The organism is Streptomyces venezuelae (assembly GCF_008642275.1).
Classification (GTDB): Bacteria; Actinomycetota; Actinomycetes; order Streptomycetales; family Streptomycetaceae; genus Streptomyces; species Streptomyces venezuelae_E.
In genome coordinates, this window is sequence record NZ_CP029189.1 from 6,844,176 (window position 1) to 6,864,009 (window position 19,834).

The 19,834-nt window shown below is 69.7% G+C and carries 21 protein-coding genes and 2 pseudogenes; 15 read left to right on the plus strand and 8 right to left on the minus strand.

The features are described 5' to 3' along the window. Nucleotides 1-19: 19 nt before the first annotated feature. Both DEJ51_RS30310 and DEJ51_RS30315 read right to left on the minus strand, forming a co-directional pair. Nucleotides 20-1,090: a hemolysin family protein gene (locus DEJ51_RS30310; RefSeq protein WP_150260770.1), complete on the minus strand. Its 1,071-nt coding sequence runs from the start codon at nt 1,088-1,090 to the stop codon at nt 20-22. Beyond that, nucleotides 1,087-2,418 (minus strand): hemolysin family protein, encoded by a 1,332-nt coding sequence (locus DEJ51_RS30315; RefSeq protein ID WP_150260772.1) that lies wholly within the window; start codon nt 2,416-2,418, stop codon nt 1,087-1,089. Before DEJ51_RS30315 ends, DEJ51_RS30310 begins: the two co-directional genes overlap by 4 nt. Before the next feature lie 406 nt (nt 2,419-2,824). Here DEJ51_RS30315 and DEJ51_RS30320 point away from each other — a divergent pair, with 406 nt between their 5' ends. The 4 genes from DEJ51_RS30320 (at nt 2,825) to DEJ51_RS30335 (ending at nt 4,726) form a co-directional block, all read left to right on the plus strand. Beyond that, nucleotides 2,825-3,043, plus strand: coding sequence for a hypothetical protein (locus DEJ51_RS30320; protein WP_150260774.1), 219 nt, complete (start codon nt 2,825-2,827; stop codon nt 3,041-3,043). Between the two features lie 114 nt (nt 3,044-3,157). Further along, nucleotides 3,158-4,156 (plus strand): sporulation protein, encoded by a 999-nt coding sequence (locus DEJ51_RS30325; protein ID WP_150262248.1) that lies wholly within the window; start codon nt 3,158-3,160, stop codon nt 4,154-4,156. An 83-nt stretch (nt 4,157-4,239) separates the two neighbouring features. Further along, a complete protein-coding gene (locus DEJ51_RS30330; protein ID WP_150260776.1) occupies nt 4,240-4,455 on the plus strand; it encodes a hypothetical protein in 216 nt (71 codons plus the stop codon). Nucleotides 4,456-4,528: 73 nt separating this feature from the next. Next, nucleotides 4,529-4,726, plus strand: a complete 198-nt coding sequence (locus DEJ51_RS30335; RefSeq protein ID WP_150260778.1) for an antitoxin — start codon at nt 4,529-4,531, stop codon at nt 4,724-4,726. A gap of 37 nt (nt 4,727-4,763) precedes the next feature. Here the strand turns inward: DEJ51_RS30335 and DEJ51_RS30340 are convergent, their stop codons facing one another. Together DEJ51_RS30340 and DEJ51_RS30345 are read right to left on the minus strand one after the other, a co-directional pair. Continuing rightward, nucleotides 4,764-5,696 carry a M56 family metallopeptidase gene (locus tag DEJ51_RS30340; protein WP_150260780.1) on the minus strand — a complete coding sequence of 311 codons (933 nt, stop codon included), beginning with the start codon at nt 5,694-5,696 and terminating at the stop codon, nt 4,764-4,766. Between the two features lie 4 nt (nt 5,697-5,700). Continuing rightward, nucleotides 5,701-6,108, minus strand: a complete 408-nt coding sequence (locus tag DEJ51_RS30345; RefSeq protein ID WP_150260782.1) for a BlaI/MecI/CopY family transcriptional regulator — start codon at nt 6,106-6,108, stop codon at nt 5,701-5,703. 201 nt (nt 6,109-6,309) lie between these two features. Between DEJ51_RS30345 and DEJ51_RS30350 the strand changes: the two genes are divergently transcribed. The 4 genes from DEJ51_RS30350 (at nt 6,310) to DEJ51_RS30360 (ending at nt 9,485) form a co-directional block, all read left to right on the plus strand. Next, a complete protein-coding gene (locus tag DEJ51_RS30350; RefSeq protein WP_150260784.1) occupies nt 6,310-6,537 on the plus strand; it encodes a twin-arginine translocase TatA/TatE family subunit in 228 nt (75 codons plus the stop codon). 19 nt (nt 6,538-6,556) lie between these two features. Continuing rightward, nucleotides 6,557-6,727, plus strand: coding sequence for a hypothetical protein (locus tag DEJ51_RS34730; RefSeq protein WP_190620749.1), 171 nt, complete (start codon nt 6,557-6,559; stop codon nt 6,725-6,727). Between the two features lie 348 nt (nt 6,728-7,075). Beyond that, the gene (locus DEJ51_RS30355; RefSeq protein ID WP_150260786.1) at nt 7,076-7,378 is read left to right on the plus strand and encodes a hypothetical protein; all 303 of its coding nucleotides are present in this window, start codon (nt 7,076-7,078) and stop codon (nt 7,376-7,378) included. Nucleotides 7,379-7,589: 211 nt separating this feature from the next. Next, nucleotides 7,590-9,485, plus strand: a complete 1,896-nt coding sequence (locus DEJ51_RS30360) for a potassium channel family protein (protein ID WP_150260788.1) — start codon at nt 7,590-7,592, stop codon at nt 9,483-9,485. Nucleotides 9,486-9,543: 58 nt separating this feature from the next. On the opposite strand, the pseudogene DEJ51_RS35340 reads toward DEJ51_RS30360, so the two are convergent. Next, nucleotides 9,544-9,804: pseudogene (locus DEJ51_RS35340) on the minus strand (class I SAM-dependent methyltransferase); the annotation flags it as partial. Between the two features lie 154 nt (nt 9,805-9,958). Here DEJ51_RS35340 and DEJ51_RS30370 point away from each other — a divergent pair. After that, a complete protein-coding gene (locus DEJ51_RS30370; protein WP_150260791.1) occupies nt 9,959-10,195 on the plus strand; it encodes a hypothetical protein in 237 nt (78 codons plus the stop codon). A 43-nt stretch (nt 10,196-10,238) separates the two neighbouring features. Here the strand turns inward: DEJ51_RS30370 and DEJ51_RS30375 are convergent, their stop codons facing one another. Together DEJ51_RS30375 and DEJ51_RS30380 are read right to left on the minus strand one after the other, a co-directional pair. Then, the gene (locus DEJ51_RS30375) at nt 10,239-11,729 is read right to left on the minus strand and encodes a SulP family inorganic anion transporter (RefSeq protein WP_150260793.1); all 1,491 of its coding nucleotides are present in this window, start codon (nt 11,727-11,729) and stop codon (nt 10,239-10,241) included. Between the two features lie 443 nt (nt 11,730-12,172). Beyond that, nucleotides 12,173-12,817, minus strand: coding sequence for a PadR family transcriptional regulator (locus DEJ51_RS30380; protein ID WP_150260795.1), 645 nt, complete (start codon nt 12,815-12,817; stop codon nt 12,173-12,175). A gap of 70 nt (nt 12,818-12,887) precedes the next feature. Between DEJ51_RS30380 and DEJ51_RS30385 the strand changes: the two genes are divergently transcribed. Together DEJ51_RS30385 and DEJ51_RS34740 are read left to right on the plus strand one after the other, a co-directional pair. After that, nucleotides 12,888-13,742, plus strand: a complete 855-nt coding sequence (locus DEJ51_RS30385; protein WP_150262249.1) for a class I SAM-dependent methyltransferase — start codon at nt 12,888-12,890, stop codon at nt 13,740-13,742. Between the two features lie 116 nt (nt 13,743-13,858). Beyond that, complete coding sequence (locus DEJ51_RS34740; RefSeq protein WP_190620753.1) at nt 13,859-14,035, plus strand: hypothetical protein; 177 nt, start codon at nt 13,859-13,861, stop codon at nt 14,033-14,035. Nucleotides 14,036-14,306: 271 nt separating this feature from the next. Here DEJ51_RS34740 and DEJ51_RS30390 read toward each other — a convergent pair whose 3' ends face one another. Beyond that, complete coding sequence (locus tag DEJ51_RS30390) at nt 14,307-15,467, minus strand: hypothetical protein (RefSeq protein ID WP_223836036.1); 1,161 nt, start codon at nt 15,465-15,467, stop codon at nt 14,307-14,309. Nucleotides 15,468-15,756: 289 nt separating this feature from the next. Between DEJ51_RS30390 and DEJ51_RS30395 the strand changes: the two genes are divergently transcribed. From DEJ51_RS30395 to DEJ51_RS30410, 4 genes and pseudogenes are all read left to right on the plus strand, one after another. Then, a complete protein-coding gene (locus DEJ51_RS30395; RefSeq protein WP_150260797.1) occupies nt 15,757-16,311 on the plus strand; it encodes a DM13 domain-containing protein in 555 nt (184 codons plus the stop codon). Nucleotides 16,312-16,480: 169 nt separating this feature from the next. After that, a pseudogene (locus DEJ51_RS35345) lies at nt 16,481-17,170 on the plus strand (PucR family transcriptional regulator); the annotation flags it as partial. 436 nt (nt 17,171-17,606) lie between these two features. After that, on the plus strand, nt 17,607-18,677 hold the full coding sequence (locus DEJ51_RS30405) for a PucR family transcriptional regulator (protein WP_150260798.1): 1,071 nt from the start codon (nt 17,607-17,609) through the stop codon (nt 18,675-18,677). Nucleotides 18,678-18,929: 252 nt separating this feature from the next. Continuing rightward, complete coding sequence (locus DEJ51_RS30410; protein WP_411757365.1) at nt 18,930-19,724, plus strand: IS5 family transposase; 795 nt, start codon at nt 18,930-18,932, stop codon at nt 19,722-19,724. The last annotated feature ends 110 nt before the right edge of the window (nt 19,725-19,834 follow it).

The following is a 19,834-nucleotide window of genomic DNA, read 5'->3' on the forward strand; positions in this document are numbered from 1 at the left end:
GTGAGTGGGATGCCATCGCTCACCGAGGCGACGGTGGCTCTTTCCGATGCACTCGCCCGGCAGGCAGAAGCGGGTGGTGAGCCGCTTCGCCGACCAGTTCCTCCAGGACGTCCTCCATGGTGACGAAGCCGATGACTCCGCCTTCCGGGTCCGCCACGGCCGCGAGATGGGTTCCGGCGGTGCGCATGGCGGTCATTGTGTCGTCCAGGGGTGTGGCCCGGTCGACAGTGGTGACGACGTGCAGAGACTCGCGCGGGAAGGGAGCGGTGCGCTCGGTGGCAGCCAGGGCGTCCTTGATGTGCAGGAAGCCCAGGATTTCGCCGCGGGGGCTGGTGACGACCAAGCGGGAGAAGCCGTGCTCGGCAGCGACTCGCTCCAGCCCGCGCGGGGTGACGTCCTGGTTGACGGTGACGAACTCGGAGCGCGGGATCATGATCTCGTCGACCGTGCGGGTGCCGAGTTCGAGGGCGTCCTGGAGGCGTTCGCTGTCCTCCGGGTCGAGCAGGCCGGCGTCGCGGGAGTCCTTGACCAGTCGGGCGAGTTCGTCGTCGGTGAAGACCGAGGCGACCTCGTCCTTGGGTTCGACCTTCAGCAGGCGCAGCAGGGCGTTGGCGAAGGCGTTGATGCCGAAGACCAGCGGACGCAGCGCCCGGGTGAGGGCGACCAGGGGCGGGCCGAGGAGGAGCGCGGTCGGCGCCGGGGCGGCGAGCGCGATGTTCTTGGGGACCATCTCGCCGACCAGCATGTGCAGGTACGTCGCCAGGGTCAGGGCGATGACGAAGGCGATCGGGTGGATGAGCGCCTCGGGCACGCCGAGGGAGGCGAAGGGCGGTTCCAGCAGGTGCGCGATGGCCGGTTCGGCGACCGCGCCGAGCACCAGCGAGGAGACGGCGATGCCGAGCTGGGCGGTGGCCATCATCGCGGAGAGGTGTTCCAGGCCCCACAGGGTGGTCTTCGCGCGCCGATCGCCCTTGAGGGCGGCCGGTTCGACCTGGCTGCGCCGTACGGAGATCAGGGCGAATTCCGCGCCGACGAAGAAGGCGTTGGTGACCAGCGTCAGCGCGCCGATCAGCAGCTGAACGGTGGTCATCGGACGTCCTCGTCGGTCTCGTCGATGGCGGCGGGCGCGGTGATCGTCACCCGGTCCGCCCGGTGATGTTCGACGTCGAGCACGGACAGCTCCCAGCCGTCGACGTCGACGGTGTCGCGCTCCTCGGGGATACGTTCGAGGCGGGTGGCGATCAGGCCGGCGAGGGTCTCGTACGGGCCCTCGGGCGCCTTGAACCCGAGCTCTTCCAGCTCATCGAGCCGCACGCTTCCGTCGGCTTCCCAGACCCGTCGGCCGTCCTCCTCCGGCGCCTCGATGAGGTCGGGGACCTCCATAGGGTCGTGCTCGTCACGTACCGCGCCGACGACCTCCTCGACGATGTCCTCCACCGTGGCGACACCGGCGGTGCCGCCGTACTCGTCGATCACCACGGCCATGGTGCGGGCCTGCCGGAGGCGGCCCAGGAGTGTGTCCACCGGCAGGGAGTGCGGCACCAGCAGGGGTTCGGTCATCAGGTCGATGATCGTGGTGAGGGGCCGCTTGTCCTCGTCGAGGGCCAGTACGTCCCGGACGTGGACGGTGCCGATGACCTCGTCCAGGGAGTCCCGGTAGACGGGGAACCGAGAGATGCCGGTGGCCAGGGTCAGGTTCGCGGCGTCGAGCGCGGTGGCGTGGGCCTCCAGCGCCTTAACGTCCACACGCGGAGTCATGACGTTCTCCGCCGTCAGCTCGCCCAGGTGCAGGGTCTTCACGAACAGCTCGGCCGAATCGGCCTCTATCGCGCCCTCGCGGGCCGAGTGCCGGGCCAACGCGACCAGCTCCTCGGGCGTCCGGGCGGAGGCGAGTTCCTCGGCCGGCTCCAGCCCGAAGCGGCGCACCAGGCGGTTCGCGGTGTTGTTCAGGTGGCGGATCAGCGGCGCGAACACGGCCGTGAAGGCCCGCTGCGGACCGGCCACGACCTTGGCCACGCCCAGCGGGTGGGAGATCGCCCAGTTCTTCGGCACCAGCTCGCCGACCACCATCAGCACGATGGTGGAGAGGGCCACGCCCAGCAGGGTCGCCGTGGTGGACACGGCCCCCTCGGGCAGCCCCAGCCCGGTGAGCGGGCCGTGCAGCAGCGCCGACACCGAGGGCTCGGCCAGCATGCCGATGACCAGCGAGGTCACCGTGATGCCGAGCTGGGCGCCGGACAGCTGGAAGGTCAGCCGCTTGGCGGCCTTCAGGGCGCTCTCGGCACCGCGCTCCCCGGCCGCGGCGGCGCGTTCCAGCTCGCCGCGCTCGACGGTGGTCAGGGAGAACTCGGCGGCGACGAACACCGCGCACGCCAACGTCAACGCGAGAGCGAGGAGCAGCAGCAGGATCTCGGTCACCGTGCCACCCCCACTCCCGGATCGAGAACCCCATGGGCGTCCAGGTAGGACGTGGCACGGCAGGGACTGGGAGGTTCACCCATGGCGGGCCGCTGCTCCATTCGCTCTCAGCCGGACCGGGTGGTCCGGACGATTGTTCGGTTGCGGACAGTATCCGCGCCCGTTTGGTCAAGGGCAAGTAAAGGGGGTTCTGCTCGCTGGGGCGGGGCCCCTTTCGGGCCGATTCCGTGGCGACGCCCCGTGGTCCCCTCGTTACTCCTATGCTTCTACATGTGTGTAGATTCTGTCATCGGTGATCTTCGCATGTCGAGCCCGTCCGTGCCTGTACAGGCGGCAACGATGGGCGGAGGTATGGCCGTTGGCGGCGCGCACGTGCCTGCTGGCTCGTATTCAGGGAGGGAAGATCATGGCTTCGATCGATCTCGGCGGAGTTCTCGACAAGGCGTGGGCGGACAAGAGCCTGCCGGAGATCCTGGCGGCGCCCGTGGACGCCCTCAAGGGCGTCAGTGAGCGGCAGGGCGAGCTGCTCAAGGAGGCGTTCGGCATAAAGACCGTCGCCGACCTCGCCGACCTCAAGTTCGCCCGATGGGCCCAGGCCCTCGCCGCACTGGACACCGCGAAGTAACACCGCACCCCGGGGATGCACCCCCACCCCGGGTGCACCCCCGAACGCCCCGGCGGCCTGCCGCCGCCGGGGCGCCGGCCTCTGTGAACCATGACTGAAGGAGTGAACGCCACGATGGTGTTCAAGCGACTGCTCGGCTCGATGGGCGTCGGCGGTCCCACCGTCGACACAGTCCTCGACCCCGTGAGCGCCGTACCCGGCGGCAGCCTGTCCGGCGAGGTCCGCCTCACCGGAGGCCGCGCGGACTTCGACATCGAGCGCATCACCCTCGAACTCGTCGCCCGCGTCGAGGCGGAGACCGAGCACGGCGAGCACGACGGCGTGGCCGTCTTCGAGCGCTTCACCGTCGACGGCGGTTTCCGTCTCCACGAGGGCGAACAGCGCACCGTTCCGTTCGCGGTCTCGCTCCCCTGGGAGACCCCCATCAGCGAGCTGCACGGTCAGGCCCTCGGAATCGTCCTCGGCGTACGCACCGAACTCGGCGTGGCCGGGGCCAAGGACAAGGGCGACCTTGACGCCTTCGCCGTCCGCGCGTTGCCCGTCCAGGAGGCGGTGCTGGAGGCTCTGGGGCAGCTCGGCTTCGGATTCAAGTCCGCCGACCTCGAATTCGGACGCATCGCCGGCACCGGTCAGCAGCTGCCCTTCTATCAGGAGATCGAGCTGACCCCCGCCCCGCAGTACGCCCACCAGGTCAACGAGATCGAGGTCACCTTCCTCGCCTCCCCGGCCGGCATGGAGATCGTCCTGGAGGCGGACAAGCGTGGCGGCCGCCTCTCCGGAGGGCACGACGCCCTCGCCCGCTACACCGTCCACCATGACCAAACCGACCACACGAACTGGAACGCTGAGGTCGACGGCTGGATCCGTGCCCTGCTCGAGGCGCACGGCGTGCGCACGGCCAACGGGGCTCACGGCCACGACTCCTACGGGCACGCCGGCGACAAGCACGACCACGCGGGCCATCGCTCAGGCCCGGGCATGGGTACGGTCGTCGCCGCCGGCGCGGCCGGACTGGCCGTGGGAGTGGTCGGCGGCATGGTCGCGGCCGAAGTCGTCGACGAGGTCGGTGACTTCTTCGAGGGCGACGAGGACGAGGGTGACGACGAAGCCTGACGAGTCGGCGGTCCGGACATGGGCTGACCCTCGGGGCGCCTACAGCCGGAGCTACTCGGAGGGGCGGAACCAAGACGTGAAGGGTGAACGTGCAGGAGACGGCCATACTCGACGGCGGTCCGGCGGAAGGGCTGCGTATGCGTGTCGCGGACCGGCCGGCGGTCGTGCAGGTGACATACCCCTGTGAGCTGGAGGGCCAGGCGACCGGAGTAAGGGCCGCGGCGCTCTACGTGTACCGCCTCGACCGCCGGGTTAAGGAGGAGCCCCTCCGGTACCGCTACGACGGTGCGAGCCCATGAGATGCCGTCGACGCGCGGCAGGAACAGCGGGGTCTGACCGGCCCCTTCACCAACGGACGAAAGAGAACTGATCATGTTCGACAGCCTGAAGGGCTTGGTCGGCAAGGCAACCGAGCTGGCCGCGGAGCACAGTGAGGTCCTGGCGCAGGGGCTGGAGAAGGCCGCCGACGTAGTGGACGAGAAGACGGACGGCAATTACAGCGACCACATTGACACCGGCGTGGACAAGGCAAAGGGCTTCCTCACAGGTCTGGGTGAGAAGTCCCAGTAGCGACCCGGCCAGGCCGCAGTCCGCAGGCCGCTGCCGCTCAGGCGGAGAACGTGGCCGCGTGCAGGATGAAGTAGAGGGTGACGGCCGCGTTCGCCGAAGAGAGGGCCGAGGCCGTCGCCCCGCCCGCCGCGGTCCAGACCGCCAGGCCGACCCGGGTGAACGCGGGCGGCCAGGCCCGGCCCACGGGCGCCGGACCCAACAGCGCTGCCACGCGTCGCGGTACCGGCCCGGCCACCGCGAAGTGCGCCGCCGCGGGAGCCGCCCCGCCGCGCGAGATCAACGCGGCCTTGCCGATGGCCCGTGCCACGGTCCGCCTGCTGCCGACCCGTGTCGCGGCCTCCTCGTCGGCCCATCGCTCGGAGGTGTAGGTCACGGCCGTGCGCAGCGGTCGCAGGAAGGGATTCGCCCGCGCCGCCAGCCGGACCACCAGCAGGAACAGGTGGTGGCGGCAGCAGAGATGGGCGCGCTCGTGCGCGAACAGGGCCCGCCGCTCGCGGGAGGTGAGCGCCGCGAGCATGCCCGTGCTGACCACGATCCGGTCCCGGCGGCCCGGCAGGGCGTACGCGTACGGGGCTTCGTCCGGCAACACCGCCACCGGCCCCGGCCGAGCCGTACGAAGGGCTGCCTCCGCATTGCGCCGTACCCGCCGGTGCCGGTGCGCCGTGACGGAACAGGAGACCAGTACGGTCAGCAGCGCCGGGATGGCGAGCCGTCCGGCGACCTCGTCGTACGGGACGGCCTCCCGGACCTCCGGGTCCGACCAGCTGTCGGGCAGGGGATTTCCCGGGAGTTGCGCCGTGCCCACGACCATGAGCAGGGCGAGGCACAGTGTGCTGCAGCAGGCCAGTACAGCGGCGATGACGGCCAACAGCCGGGTCGCGGTGCGCGGGTGGAGGTGCTGTTCCGCCAGGCGTGCGATCGGCCAGGCGGTGAGCGGAAGGACGAGCGGCAGGAAGACGAAGACCCCCATGGCGTCAGTCTCCCTCCTCCTCGCCTGCCTGGGCCAGCAGGTCGCGGAGCAGCTGCTCGTCTCCCGGGGGCAGGGCGGTGACGAAGCTGGTGAGCACCGCGTGGCGGTCTTCCTCGCCGTCCAGGACCTTCCGCATGCGCAGCGCGGCAAGCCCGGCCTCGTCGGCGACCGGTGTCCACTGGAACGACCGGCCGACCCGCCGGCGCGCCACGGCACCCTTGGCGTGCAGCCGGGTCAGGATCGTGATCACCGTGGTGTATGCAAGCTCGCCTCCCAGGCGCTCCTGGACCCAGGCCACGGTGACCGGTTCCGGAGCCTCGCCCAGAGCGGACAGAACGGCGATCTCGAGCTCGCCCTGCCCGCGCCGGCGCGGGTGCCGCCCGTCGCCGCCTGCTCTGTGCTCGCCCGTCATGCCGAATGGTCTCCATCTGCCGCGCCCCGGCCGTGGTGCCGGAGTGGTTCATCGTACTGACCTATGGCGCTGACCTCGCCGTGCGCTGCGGTTTCCCCTGTGTTGGTGAACCTGATCCGAGCGGGCCACGCATGTTTCTACATTGCTGTAGATTCCCTGGCGCAGTGGATGCACAAGCGTGCAGGGAATCAAGGAGTCGCCGTGTTCGGCATCAGCGAGATGGCCATCGTCCTGATTCTGCTGGTGCTGCTTCTCGGTGCCCGGAAACTACCCGAACTCGCGAGGGCCGTGGGCAAGTCCGCCCGCATACTCAAGAGGGAGGTGCGCGCGGCGGACAACGAGCCGGCCGCCGGACCGAAGCGGGTGATTGAGGTGACTCCCGCTGACGTGATTGACCCCCGGCCGGACAGCGGCGCTTCCCGAAGCTGAACCCACTGAGGAGACGAGTGTGTCGGAGACCTGGTTCGCGATCGGCCTGGCCTCCGTAGGAGTGCTCCTCTCCATCGTCGGCGCCGCGCTCTACGTGCTCCCCGGCCCTGGAATCCCGGTGCTCGCCGTCGGCGTGACCCTCCTCGTCGCGGGTGTCGGACTCCTTGGCGCGGACGTGGGGCGAGGCTGAGGCCCTGCCCAGGGGCTCGCGATGGCAGTGAGGGGTGCCGACAGGCAGCCGCGGGACGCGGATACCCCGTTGCCGGCGGCCCCGGCTCGCCGCCGGGGCCGCCTCGGAGGGGTGCGGTTCGGGGCCGTCCCCCGTTGGTGGGCCGAGAACCACCGACTGGTCCGATTCCTGCCCGGGGGCAACGGTAGCTGCATGTGTAGCCGCCTTGCCCCTGAACTCTCTTGTGGGTGATGGCTCCCTGAGCTCGGGCTCCGGCCGGCACGGCTGCTCCGAGCGCGGTGGCCGGCAAGCCGCAGCCCGACGGGAAGTTCGGCCGGTGCAGCCGATTGGCTGCAATATCCTTCTGCCGTGGTGAACTGGCGGCGCTCTCTGGTGCATGGGTTCTGGGCTTTGGACCGGGCCATGGGCGGGCAACGGCGTCCGACGCGGATCCAGAAGTGGGTGGCTCGGCACCGGCTCGGCACAGGCCTGTGCGTCGCCGTGCCCACCACCCTCCTCCTCGTGTTGCTGTCGCCCGAGGAGGGGCCGGATAATCCCCTGCTCGCTGTGCTGTTCGGGCTGCTCATGGGGCTTGTCTTTGGTCTCACAGCCGCTTCGGAGCGGCTCCGGCAACGTCGGCTCAAGCGTGTGGGGATATGGGACGGATCTTGAGAGGGCCGGTGGCTGCGCTGCGGCAGAGCCGGAGATGACTTCTGACTGCACCGTGGTGCCGATGGACGAGGGGACAGGCCCCCGCGTCCCGTGTTGCCGTTCGTAGCCTGGTTCAGGATACGGACCCGCTGGGGCAACTGCCGTTCTGGCGGTGCATTCTTGATCGGTGGCGAATCTCTCTCGGTCCCAACTTCATTTGCCCGATGGCTGGATGGTCGTATGCGGCGACGACGGTCTGGCCAGGCGGCTGGCCGGCGAACTCCGGGACGTGTACCGGGAGCGTGTGACGCTGGTGGTGCCCGAGGCCCGCGCGCCGCAGCCGGCGGTGGGGCGACAGTCCGGGCGGGCCCCCGGACTGCTCAGCCGCGTACCGGTGGCCAGGAACGCCCGCGTTCCGGCGACCGAGCAGCCGGACCCGCACCTGCGTGTCGTGGAAGGGGCCGAACCGGACGAAGAGCTGTTGGCCGCAGCCGGAGTTGAGCGGGCCGCCGCACTGGCGCTGGTGTACGAGGACGACGAGACCAACGTGCGCGCGGCTCTGGTGGCCCGTCGGCTCAACCCCAGGCTCCGGCTGGTGATCAGGCTCTACAATCGGAAGCTGGGGCAGCACCTGGAGGAGCTGCTCGACCAGGCGGCGATCATCGCGGAACCCGGACTCGATCTGCGGGAACTTGACGCGTCGACCACGGTCCTGTCCGACGCCGACACCGCCGCGCCGGCCCTGGCCGCCTCTGCTGTCGCGGGCACCAGCAAGATCGTGCAGGCGGACGGGCTGCTGCTCAGGGCGGTCGAGCGCACCCCGCCGGGCAGAGGTCAGGTCGCCGACCCGGGGTTGTGCACCCTCGCCCTGCTGTCGGCGACCACGGGCGACCCGGCCGGTACGGAGGGCTCGGAACACAGTGGTGACCGCGGGCCGCAGCTGCTGCCGGACGACCGGGCGGTCGCCGCCGCGACGGGCCGTGGCATCGTGGCCCTGGAAGCCGTTTCACATGCCGGCCCCGTCGTGTCGGCGGGCCGTTTGGCGGGGGCGACGCTGCCCGTCGCCTCGCTGTTCTCCCGTCGGCTGCGGTGGTCCCTGGCAGGGATCGTCGCGGCCGTGGCCGCGCTGGCGGTGGCCTCCTGGATCACGACCGGAGACCATCCACTGCACGCGGCCTACATCACGCTCCTCGACATCTTCGCGATCAACGATCCCGCGGTGGAGGAACCGGCCGAGCGCAAGACACTGCAGATCCTGGCCGGGTTCGTGGGCCTGCTCCTGCTGCCGGTGCTCGTGGCGGCGGCACTGGAGGGACTGGGGGCGTTCCGGACCGCGACCGCGCTGCGCCGGCCGGCCCGCCGGACTTCCGGCCATGTCGTGCTGCTGGGGCTCGGCAAGATCGGGACACGCGTGCTGGCCCGGCTGAGGGAGCTGGAGATCCCGGTGGTGTGCGTGGAGTCCGACCCGGAAGCCAGGGGCATCGAGCTCGCGCGCCGTCTGCGCGTCCCCGTCGTCCTCGGCGACGTGACCGAGGAGGGCGTGCTCGAAGCAGCCCGGGTCGGCAAGGCGCACTCCCTGCTCGCCCTGACCAGCGCGGACATCACGAACCTGGAAGCAGCCCTGTACGCGAGGGCGGTCCGGCCCGATCTGCGGGTCGTGATGCGGCTCTACGAGGACGACTTCGCCACCGCCGTGTACCGCACCCTGCGCGCCACGCACCCGGACGCCCTCACCCGAAGCCGCAGCGTGACCCACCTGGCGGCACCCGCCTTCGCTGGCGCGATGATGGGGCGGCAGGTCCTCGGGGCGATACCGGTCGAGCGCCGCGTGCTGCTGTTCGCAGCCCTGGTGGTGGCCGGTCATCCGCAGCTGGAGGGGCGGACCATCGCCGAATCGTTCCGGCCCGGTGCCTGGCGTGTGATCGCCCTGGACACCAGCGCACCCGAGGACCGGCGCCCCGATCTGGCCGCTGCACCTGGGGACAGCCGTCTTCCCGAGGCGGGCCTGGTCTGGGATCTGCACCCCGGGTACGTCCTCAAGGCTCAGGACCGGGTGGTTCTGGCGGCCACCCGCCGTGGTCTGGCGGAGTTGCTCGGGCGTGGCGCCGTTTCCGCTTCTGGGACGTGACGGCTGATACCGGGAGCCGAGCAGCCTGCCGGTCTCACAGGGCGTCAATTCTGGTGCACACGTCGATGCCGAGCGCGGTGTGTCCCCGACGGGTCAGCGCCTCCACGAGCCGGCCGGCCCCGCAGCCGATGTCCAGCACACGGCCTCTGCACCGCCGCAGTACGGCCCGGTCGCCGGCGTCCGCCCGCGCACACCACCGTCCGAGGTCCAGCGGCAGATACCAGCCCTCGGCGTGACGCAGTGAAAGCTCACCCTGCTGAGTACGGATCGCCGCCGCGTACGGGCCTGTGTTCCATCCTTCTCGGTCGCGGGCGGTCACCTTTCATGTGTCGCCACACGACCTGCTCGACTTGTGCCGGCCGAGGCGGATTCCACCCGATCGGATCGCGCTCCGATACCGCATGCCAGGGGCACGTCCCCCGCCGGGCCAGAAACCGTTCCCCGAGGTCGGACGGCTACCCGCATGCACCCCGGTGACCACCCTCCTGCTCAACATCTGGACATACCGGGCCACGAACGCCGCGGAACGATGGCTCGCGGACACCCCCGGCGATGCGGTCACCAGTGCCGACGCACAGTCCAGAACCCTGTACATCCATGTCCGCACCCCCGGAGACCTCTACCCGATCAAGGACCTGCTCGGCGACCTCGGTCGCGGGATGACGTTCCGACGGGACACGGCCTCGCCGGGCCGCGATGGCGCTGGATAGACACGTTGCCGAACGCGCCGCGACAGCCCTCGTACGTGCCTCGTCAGTGGCTACCGGCGAGTTCGCCGGTGAGCTTCCCGTGGAGGTAGGCGCTCGGGTTGTTCAGGCCGGTGATCTCGACGGACTTGCCGCGCTGGGCGTACTTGATCTCGATCGCGTCCAGGGCGGCGACGGACGAGGCGTCCCAGATGTGCGCCGCACTCAGGTCGATGACGACCCTGTCGGGGTCGGAGGCGTAGTCGAACCGGCCGACGAGATCGTTGGACGAAGCGAAGAACAGCTCGCCGGTGACCCGGTAGACCACGGTGCTGCCGTCGGGGTCGACCACGGCGGTGACCTCGGCGAGGTGGGCGACGCGCTTGGCGAAGATGACCATGGCGGTGACCGAGCCGACGACGACGCCTACCGCGAGGTTGTGGGTGGCCACCACGCAGGCAACGGTGATCACCATGACGGCGATCTCGCCCGCGGGCATCCGCTTGAGCGTCTTGGGCGCGATGGAGTGCCAGTCGAAGGTTGCGAAGCAGACCATGACCATGACGGCGACCAAGGCGGCCATCGGGATGTCGGACACGATCGGGCCGAACACGATGCACAGCACCATCAGGAACACGCCCGCGAGGAACGTCGACATGCGGGTGCGGGCGCCGGAGACCTTCACGTTGATCATCGTCTGACCGATCATGGCGCAGCCGCCCATGCCTCCGAAAAACCCGGTGACGATATTGGCGATGCCCTGGCCGATCGACTCCCGGGTCTTGTTGGAAGGGGTGTCGGTGATGTCGTCGACCAGCTTCGCGGTCATCAAGGACTCCATCAGGCCGACCAGCGCCATGGCGAATGCGTACGGGGCGATCGTCGTCAGCGTGTCCAGGGTGAACGGCACGTCCGGCAGGCCCGGCACCGGGAGGGACGAGGGCAGCTCACCCTTGTCGCCGACGGTCGGCACCGCGATGGCCGCGCCGACGGTGATCGCGGTCAGAATGACGATCGATACCAGCGGGGCCGGGATCACGGTGGTGACCTTCGGGAAGAACACCATGAGCCCCAGGCCGGCGGCGATCAGCGGATAGACGGCCCACGGAACGTCTCGCATCTCGGGGACCTGGGCCATGAAGACCAGGATGGCGAGCGAGTTGACGAAGCCGACCATGACGGAACGAGGGATGAACCGAATCAGCCGCGCGACACCCAGGGCGCCTAGGGCGATCTGGAAGACGCCGGCCAGGATGACGGCCGCGATGAGGTAGCCGAGACCGTGCTCGCGGTTCAGCGGGGCTATGACGAGCGCGACGGCGCCGGTGGCGGCTGAGATCATCGCCCGCCGGCCGCCGACGATCGAGATGACGACGGCCATGGTGAATGAGGCGAACAGGCCGAGCGCCGGGTCGACACCGGCAATGATCGAGAACGAGATGGCCTCGGGGATGAGGGCCAGAGCGACGACCAGCCCGCCGAGCACCTCGGTGCGCCAGACCTTCAGGTCCGAGATCCAGTCGGGCTTCAGGCCACGCAGGCGCGCAGCCGGGGACACAGCAGTGGCGGCAGAAGGCAAGGGAGACAAGACCTGTCGTGTTCGGGCGCATCCCGCTCGGCGGGGCGGGCGGGAGGACGCGGCGGTGCCGGGTCGGCACCCCGCAGGGGGCTCCGACGGGCTCGGAACCGGAACGCCGGGAAGGGGGGACGGTCCCTGCGGTGAGGGGTGCGAGGGTGTTACGTCCTGGCGCGAAGCGTCACGGTGGGCAGGCGGCGGCGTCGAACGGGATGGGCACGCGCACGCTTCTCTCCTGCAGCAATCGGAAATGGCCGGGGGCGTCGTAGGCCTGACGCGGCAAATGGCGGGACCAACCCTCGGTCGGCCCTCGCCGCGATCCACCATACCGGGACGCCGGGGCAGGGATCGGCGCCGCTCAGGTCTGCCGAGGTGGCGGAGGGTGCCCGCCCGCATCCCGACCTGCGGGGCCGTGCCCTGACGGATCACTCGTGGCCGAATTGCTCGGGCCAGTGCGCCCGCCGATCGATCCGCTGCATTTCCGTCGGCGGAGCTTGGGCGGCGCGCGGGTCCTCGGGCCAGCCCTCGACGATTCCGGCGGCCCACTCGGCCCACGAGGCGACGAGGCGGTAGTACTCGGTGAGGAAGCCGCCGACGAGCATGGTCTGAGCGGTTCGCTCGGGAAAGGGGCCCGTTCCGGCCCTGTAGGCCTCGATGGCGGCGAGATTGTCCTCGTTGCGTTCGTCGGCCCATGCGCGAGCGGCTCGGAGAGTGGCGAGGGTGTCGGTTCTGGTGCCGGAGTCGGCGAAGAAGATCTGGAGCAGCTGCTCGGATTCCAGGGCCGGGCCGGTTCCGGGCACGTGGAGCCAGGAGGCGAGTGCCTGGCGGCCGTCGGGGGTGATGCCGTAGACGGTGCGGGGGCGCCGGCCCACCGCCTCCCGGCTGGCTTCTGCCAGGCCGAGCCGGACGAGCTTCTTCGGCTCCTCGTAGATCTTGCTCTGCGCGCGGGGCCAGATCCGTCCCAGACTCCGGTCCATCTGCTGGGCGAGCTCGTACGTACTCCACCGCCGGACCGCCAGCAGGCCGAGGACGGCATAGGAGGTGGTGGTGAGCGTCGGGGTGGTTGACATGGTGCCCTCTGAGGCGTATGCCGGAAATGGTTAGTCCCTTTGGGAGTATATGTCACAGGTGGTGATCGGGATGCCCGAGGTGATGAGGGCCGATCCGGCCAACGTCGAGCAGGCCCGCGCGTGGGACGGTGACGAGGGCGCCTACTGGGCGCAGCACGCTGATGTGTTCGACAGAGCCCTGCGGGCCTACCACGATGCGTTCTTCGAGGCGGCGGGTATCGGGCCCGATGAGACGGTGCTGGACATCGGTTGTGGAACGGGGGAGACCGCTCGGGACGCCGCACGGTTCGCCACGAATGGACGGGTGGTCGGGATGGATCTTTCTGCCGCCATGCTTCGAGAGGCACGGCGCCGCGCGGTCACAGAAAATCTGAACAACGTCGTTTTCGAGCAGGCGGACGTCCAGGTTCACCCGATGCCGCGGGAGGTGTTCGACGTCGCGATCAGCCGGACGGGGACAATGTTCTTCGCCGACGTGGTCGCCGCCTTCCGTAACATCGCTGCGGCACTCCGTCCCGGTGGCCGGTTCGTGCAACTCGTCTGGCAGGAGCCGACCCGCAACGAGTGGTTTTCCGACTTCCGGGAGGCCATGGCCGCAGGGCGCACCATGCCCACACCGCCGCCGGGGGCTCCGGGCCCGTTCGCTCTGGCGGACCCCGACCGCATCCCTGCTGTATTGGCCGGCTCCGGATTCACCGACATCGTCATCCGGGGGCAGGACGCTCCGATGTGGTTCGGGGCGGAGGCCGACGCCGCGCACCGCTTCGTGATCGGCTTGCTCGGCTGGATGCTCGAGGATCTCGACGAGGGGGGACGGGCTGGTGCTCTACGCGCCCTGCGTGACTCGCTGACGCGGCATGAGCAGCCCGACGGCGTTTTCTACGCGTCGGCCACCTGGCTCGTGAAGGCCGTCCGCGAGGCCTGAGGGCGCGACCTCGATCGGTGCACTGATGTGTCCGAACGATGATCCGATCAGTGAATGTGTATCCCCCAGGTGCGAGGATGGAGCCTGAGGTAGTCCACTGCCTGCCAGGGGGCACGATGCCCCGCACTTCACCGATCGGTCCCGCCGCACCGTTGCTGGTCTTCGGTACGGTGCTGACCGCGGCCGGCCTCGTGATGTACCTGGACGCCGGGCCGGATTCGCTGCTCCTGGCCCTGACGGTGCTCGCCGGTGCCGCCCTGCTCGCTTTGTGGGTCGCGGCGCGGCAGCGGTGATCGGGCCGGGCATTCGGGGTCGCGGTTCTGGGCTCGCCGTCGCTCGTCGTGGCCCCGCCCGCCCGGCAGCGGAGAAACCGCGGACGGGCGGGCAGCAGCCTGCTACTTGAACGAGACCAGCTTCGTGCGGAACACGTGTCCGCGACCTTGTCGCCCAGACCAGCCCGTCCTCGGCGTCCCAGGGGAAGTGGACCCCGAGCCAGATCCGGCTGTCCGCGTCCTCGCGGGCGGCCTGGCTGAAGCTGGTGAAGGACTGGTGAACGCGATGTCGTCACTGTTGAAGTAGCGCTTCATCACCCCTGCCCAGGCAGCGCCGAAGGTGGCGTGTCCGGAGGCCCAGGCCGGGAAGCAGGGGTTGAAATTGATTCCGGCCCGGTTCTTGAGGAGGGGCTTCCATTCCGGGTCGAGGCCACCTTCGCGGATGGCGGAGACAGGCCGCCACAGGTCGACCGGAGTCAGGAACTTCACGTCCCTGACGGCGATGCCGGCGTCCGTCATGGCGATCGACACGAGGGCGAACAGCCGTGCGTTGACGTAGGTGTTCAGCTTGTGTGCGGTGGCGATGTCGCGGGTGGCCTGCAGGAGCTGGCCGGGCGGCTTGTAGGTGCCGTCCTCGTCGTTGGCCCAGAACCAGGCGGCCCTCCTGGTCCGGTGTCCGGTTGACGACGGGGGTGCGGGCGGTGGGCTTGTCGGCGCCGGCCGACCGGACCACTTCGACCTGCCGCTTGTAAGCGTCGCCGGCAAGGAGCTTCTCGTACGTGCCGTACAGGCCCGGAGTGGGGGGACGGAACTGGGAGCCGGAGGTGAGGGCGAAGGGCTTCATCTCGCCCCAGAAGGGGGTGACGGCCTGGCTGTGCCGGGCGCAGCCGGGGTCGTTCATGTCCGGGTAGCTGGTGGGCCGCCAAGCACCGGGCTTGTCGTCGCCGACGTACACCCGGGGATTCTCGGAGCCGTCACCGTTACGGTCGTTCCGCATCTGGGTCACCATCTTGTTGACGATGGTGAGGTCCAGGATGTCGCCGTCCTTGGGGCTGCTGCCGAAGCGCTCGGTGAATCTGTGGTCCAGGAAGGCGGTCTGGCCCGGGTAGAGGCTCAGCAGGATGTTGTAGGCGGTGCGGCCGATGACCGGTTCCTCCTCGTCCGGTCCCTCGATCCAGCCGGCGTATTGCTCGGCGTGAATGTAGGCGGCCGAGGTCATCCTGCCCTTCCACTTGAGTTGGTAGGACGACTCGGCGTCGTAGACCGCGGCGTTCATCATGGCGGCGGCCCGGGACATCTGGCCGGGGCCGCCGCCCTCGCGGCGGACGATCTCCAGCTGGACGTCGTTCCAATAGTGCACCGGGTCCGCGATGGTCTGCGGTGGCAGAGCGGCCTGGGCGGGCTGCGGGGCCGCGGTCAGTACCGTGCCGGTGGCGGCCAGGACGGTAGTCACGGCGAGGACGCGGCGCATGCGGCCGGCCCGTCGCCCGGAGGTGCGGGTGCTCTTGGACGTGGGTCAACTCCCCGCGATCGCGCACTCGTGGATCTCCACCGAGGAGGTGGCGGCGTGATCATGGCGGATAGGTTCGTACCAGCGGTGCCCTCTGCGAACACAGCGGGCGGAATGTGGGCGGCGGGTCCGCCCGTCCGTAATGCGGGCGTAATGGTTTGTGAACCCGGCATCCAGTTGAATGCGGTCGGAAGATACACCGCCCGTCGGGCGCGGAGCAGGGAGTCGTGGGATGAAGCTGGGTCGTGGGCGGCGCGGGCCGCTGGTGGCGGCTGTCGCCGTAGTGCTGACGGCCGCCCTAGCGGTGGGGCTCTACCTGTTCCAGCCGTGGAAGCTGTGGCAGGACGAGACGGTCAGTGAAGCCCTGCCCGCGGCCGCGCCGACCGCCACGCCCCCGGGGTCCGCGTCCGCCGCCCCGGCGCCGTCGGCCTCGCCCCAGACCCTGGCTGAGGGTTCCTTCATCAGCCATGAGCACGACACCAAGGGCACCGCGAAAGTCGTACGGCTGACCGACGGCTCCCACCTGCTTCGGCTGGAGGGGCTGGACACGAGCAACGGCCCGGACCTGCGGGTGTGGCTGACCGATGCCCCGGTGAAGGAAGGCGTGGCGGGCTGGCGGGTGTTCGACGATGGCACATACGCCAGCCTGGGCAAGCTCAAGGGGAACAAGGGCGATCAGAACTACGAGATCCCGGCGGAGGTGAACGTCGCCGATTACTCCAGCGTCACGATCTGGTGCGACCGCTTCGACGTGTCCTTTGGGGCGGCCGAACTCGCCTCGAGGTAGCGGCTGTTGGCATGTCCCCATTCCGGCGCCCGCGGCAGTCCGGTGTTGCGGCATGGTGCTCCGTAGAGCGCGGCTGAAGCTGAGGCCCGGCCTGCGGAGCCTGCCGGGCCCTCGAGGCCTGGCAGGCTGGTCCTCGGCCGATGACGGGCGTGTACCGGCCGGGCCAAGGTTGAGCGACGAGCAGCGGGCGACGGACGAGTGCTGGGAGGGCAGCGTGGACCTCCTGCGTGAGGCATGCGCCACCGGCCGCCGTTTCACCCGCGCAGAGTCGGACGCCCGCCGCGACGCGGGCGAACGGGCCGCCGAGTCCGGCATCGGGCTGCGGGCGCTCGTGCGAGCCCATCTGGCCTTGGCCCGTGAGATTCAACCGCGGCTCCCCATAAGCGAGATGACCTGTTTGCTGGGTGCGCTGGAGCAGGCGGTCGACGCGTTCTCGGAGGGGTACGAGCGGGCCAAGCAGCAGGCGGTGCGGCAGCAGGAAGCGGCACGGCGGGAGTTCATCGACGACCTGCTGTACGGCGGAAGCGACCTGGGCCGGCTCGCCGAGCGGTTCGGGCTGCGCCTGTGACAGGCCCACGCGGTGGCGGTGGCCCAGGGCCCGGAACCGTACGGCGACGGCTACAGCGTCGTGCGCGGGATAGAGGCGGCCGTTCCGGCCCGGTTCGGCAACCGCAGCATCCTGCTGACCACCAAGGAGGGAGGCTTGATCTGCGTCGCCCCCGGTGACCAGCCCGAGGTCCTCGCCCACTTCGCCGAGCAGGCGTACGCGGCCACCGACGGCCTGGTCGCCACCGGCCGACCCGGCCCCAGTGCCGGCGGAGTGGTGCACTCCTACGAGGAAGCCCTCAACGCCCTCGACCCCGACCGGCAGCTCGCGGCCCTCCCCGTCACCGGTGCCGGCGTGCGGGGCACCGCTCGGCGGGCCCACGAGGGTCACGTGCTCGCGGTAGACGCCCTCAAGCTCCGCAGCCAGCCGGTGGGCCAGCCCGTCGTCGCCACAGACCACCATCTGCTCGGTGGAATGCGTCTGTTGGTTGGATGTGGAGGTTGACGCTCACGCTGGGGGCGGTGATCGCGGCAGTTGCACGGACGGGTGGCGGCCTGTACCGCTCCGAGCCGTGGCACGCCGAATCCGCAATCGGCGGAAAGGCGAACCCTCACGGCGTGATCATGCCCGCCTTCGTCGCAGCGTGCATTGCCGATTTCCGGCAGCCTTTACGCGTTCTTGATGCCGGTTGCGGTGGACCGCAATCGGCATGGCACCCTTGGGCGGAGTCAAGAACACGTCAAGACTCATGGGGGAGCGCACGGTGGAGCGGACGGCTGCGGAGGAGTATCTGGCGAGATACAGAAAGATCCTGCTGGACGCCTGTGCCACCGGCCGTCGGCTCACCCGGGACGAGATCGAGGAGTTGCGGGCCGAGGGTGTGCAGGCGGCCGAAGCCGGCCTTGCATTGCGAGAACTCGTCCGCGCCCACCTCGCCGAGGCGCGAACGGTGCAGGGTGCGCTGCCCGCCAGGAGCCGCGATCAGTTGCTGACCGTCGTCGAGCAGGCCGTCGACGCGTTCGCCGAAGGATATGAGCGGGCACAAAGGCTCGCGGTGCGACAAGAGGAAGCCGCTCGGCGGGAGTTCATCGACGACCTCCTGTACGGCGGCAGCGACTTGGGCCGCCTCGCCGAACGCGCCGAGAGGTTCGGGCTGCGACTGTCACAGGCCCACGCGGTGGCGGTGGCCATCGGCCCGGAGCCGTACGGTGACGGCTATCCGGTCGCGCGCGGCATCGAGACCGCCGTCCTGGCCCGGTTCGGCGACCAGAGCACGCTCCTCACCACCAAGGACGGACGGCTCATCTGCGTGGCGCCGGGAGACAAGCCGGATGTTCTGGCGTTCTTCGCCAAGCAGGCGTATGCCGCAACAGACGGCGGCCGGGTTGCCGTCGGCCGCTCCCATCCAGGACCCGGTGGCGTCGTCCACTCCTATCAAGAGGCCCTGAACGCCCTCGACCTGGCGGACCGCATGGCACTGGACGACCCGGTGCTGCATGCCGCCGATCTGTTGGTCTACCCGGTGCTGGCGCGGGACCGGCAGGCCATGGCCGATCTGGTGGAGAGTACGCTCGGCCCGCTTCAGCAGGCCCGAGGCGGTGCGCAGCCCCTGATCGACACCCTCACCGCCTACTTCGACAGCGGCTGCGTGGCGGTGGAGGCAGCCCGAAGGCTCTCCCTCAGTGTGCGCGCCCTGACGTATCGTCTCGAGCGCATCCAGACCCTGACACACATCGACCCGGGTGAGCCGTCTCACCGCTACACCCTCCAGACGGCCGTCATCGGAGCAAGACTGCTGGGGTGGCCGGCGAAGGAGTGACGACGCGGCTCCCGAAGACGGTCGCACTCCAGCCAGTCGGCGGGCCGTGCTGAGGGGTTGCACCCGGTCGTTGTTGAAGGGGCTGAGTCGAACACAACCGGTCCCCGCCCGTGGGCGTTGCCGGAGTAGTACCGGTCGCGAAGGGAACAGACAGCCGTCAGCCGGGCGAGTTCCCCGCCCGGCCACCCTCGGGGTTGCACTCGGAGGTCCTAAGACGTCATCTCATTTGGCGACTTGGGTAGGTTGTCGGTCGTGGCGGGGATTGTTGAACGGCTGGTGCCGGATGAGTTGTGGGTGCTGTTCCAGCGGGTGGTGCCGGAGGTGCCGTCGCGGCCGCAGGGCGGCGGCCGACGTCGGCACGGTGACCGGGAGGTGCTCGCCGCGATTGTTTTCGTGGCCACGTCGGGCTGCACATGGCAGCAGTTGCCGACGGCGTCATTCGGGCCGTCGGGGGCGACAGCCCACAGGCGGTTCACCGAGTGGACGAAGGCCAGGGTGTGGGCCAGGCTCCACCGCCTGGTCCTCGACGAGCTCGGCGGACTGGTCCCGCTGCGCGATCGACTCAGTCAACATGCGGGCCCTGAAAAGGGGGACCTGACAGGCCCGAATCCTGTCGACAGGGGCAAGTACGGCTCGAAGATCCACTTGATCACCGAGCGGACCGGTCTGCCCCTGTCCGTCGGAATCTCGGGCGCGAACCTGCACGACAGCCAGGCCCTCGAGCCCCCCGTCCGTGGCATACCGCCCATCCGGTCGCGGCGCGGGCGCCGACGGCGCAAGCCCGGAAAGCTGCACGCGGACAAGGGGTACGACTATGCCCACCTGCGGAGATGGTTACGCGGACGCGGTAACAAGCACCGCATCGCCCGCAAGGGCGCCGAGTCCTCGCAGCGGCTGGGCCGCCACCGCTGGACCATCGAACGCACGATGGCATGGCTCGCCGGCTGTCACCGACTCCACCGCCGCTATGAACGCAAGGCCGAGCACTTCCTCGCCTTCACCAGCATCGCCTACACCCTCATCTGCTACCGCAGACTCACCAAATGAGATGACGTCTAACAAAGGCGTTGGACGTGTCGGTGGGTGATGAGGCAGGTGGCGAGGCCGAGGACGGCTTCGTGGATGTCGTCGCGTCGTTGCCCCGAGAATCTGTCAGC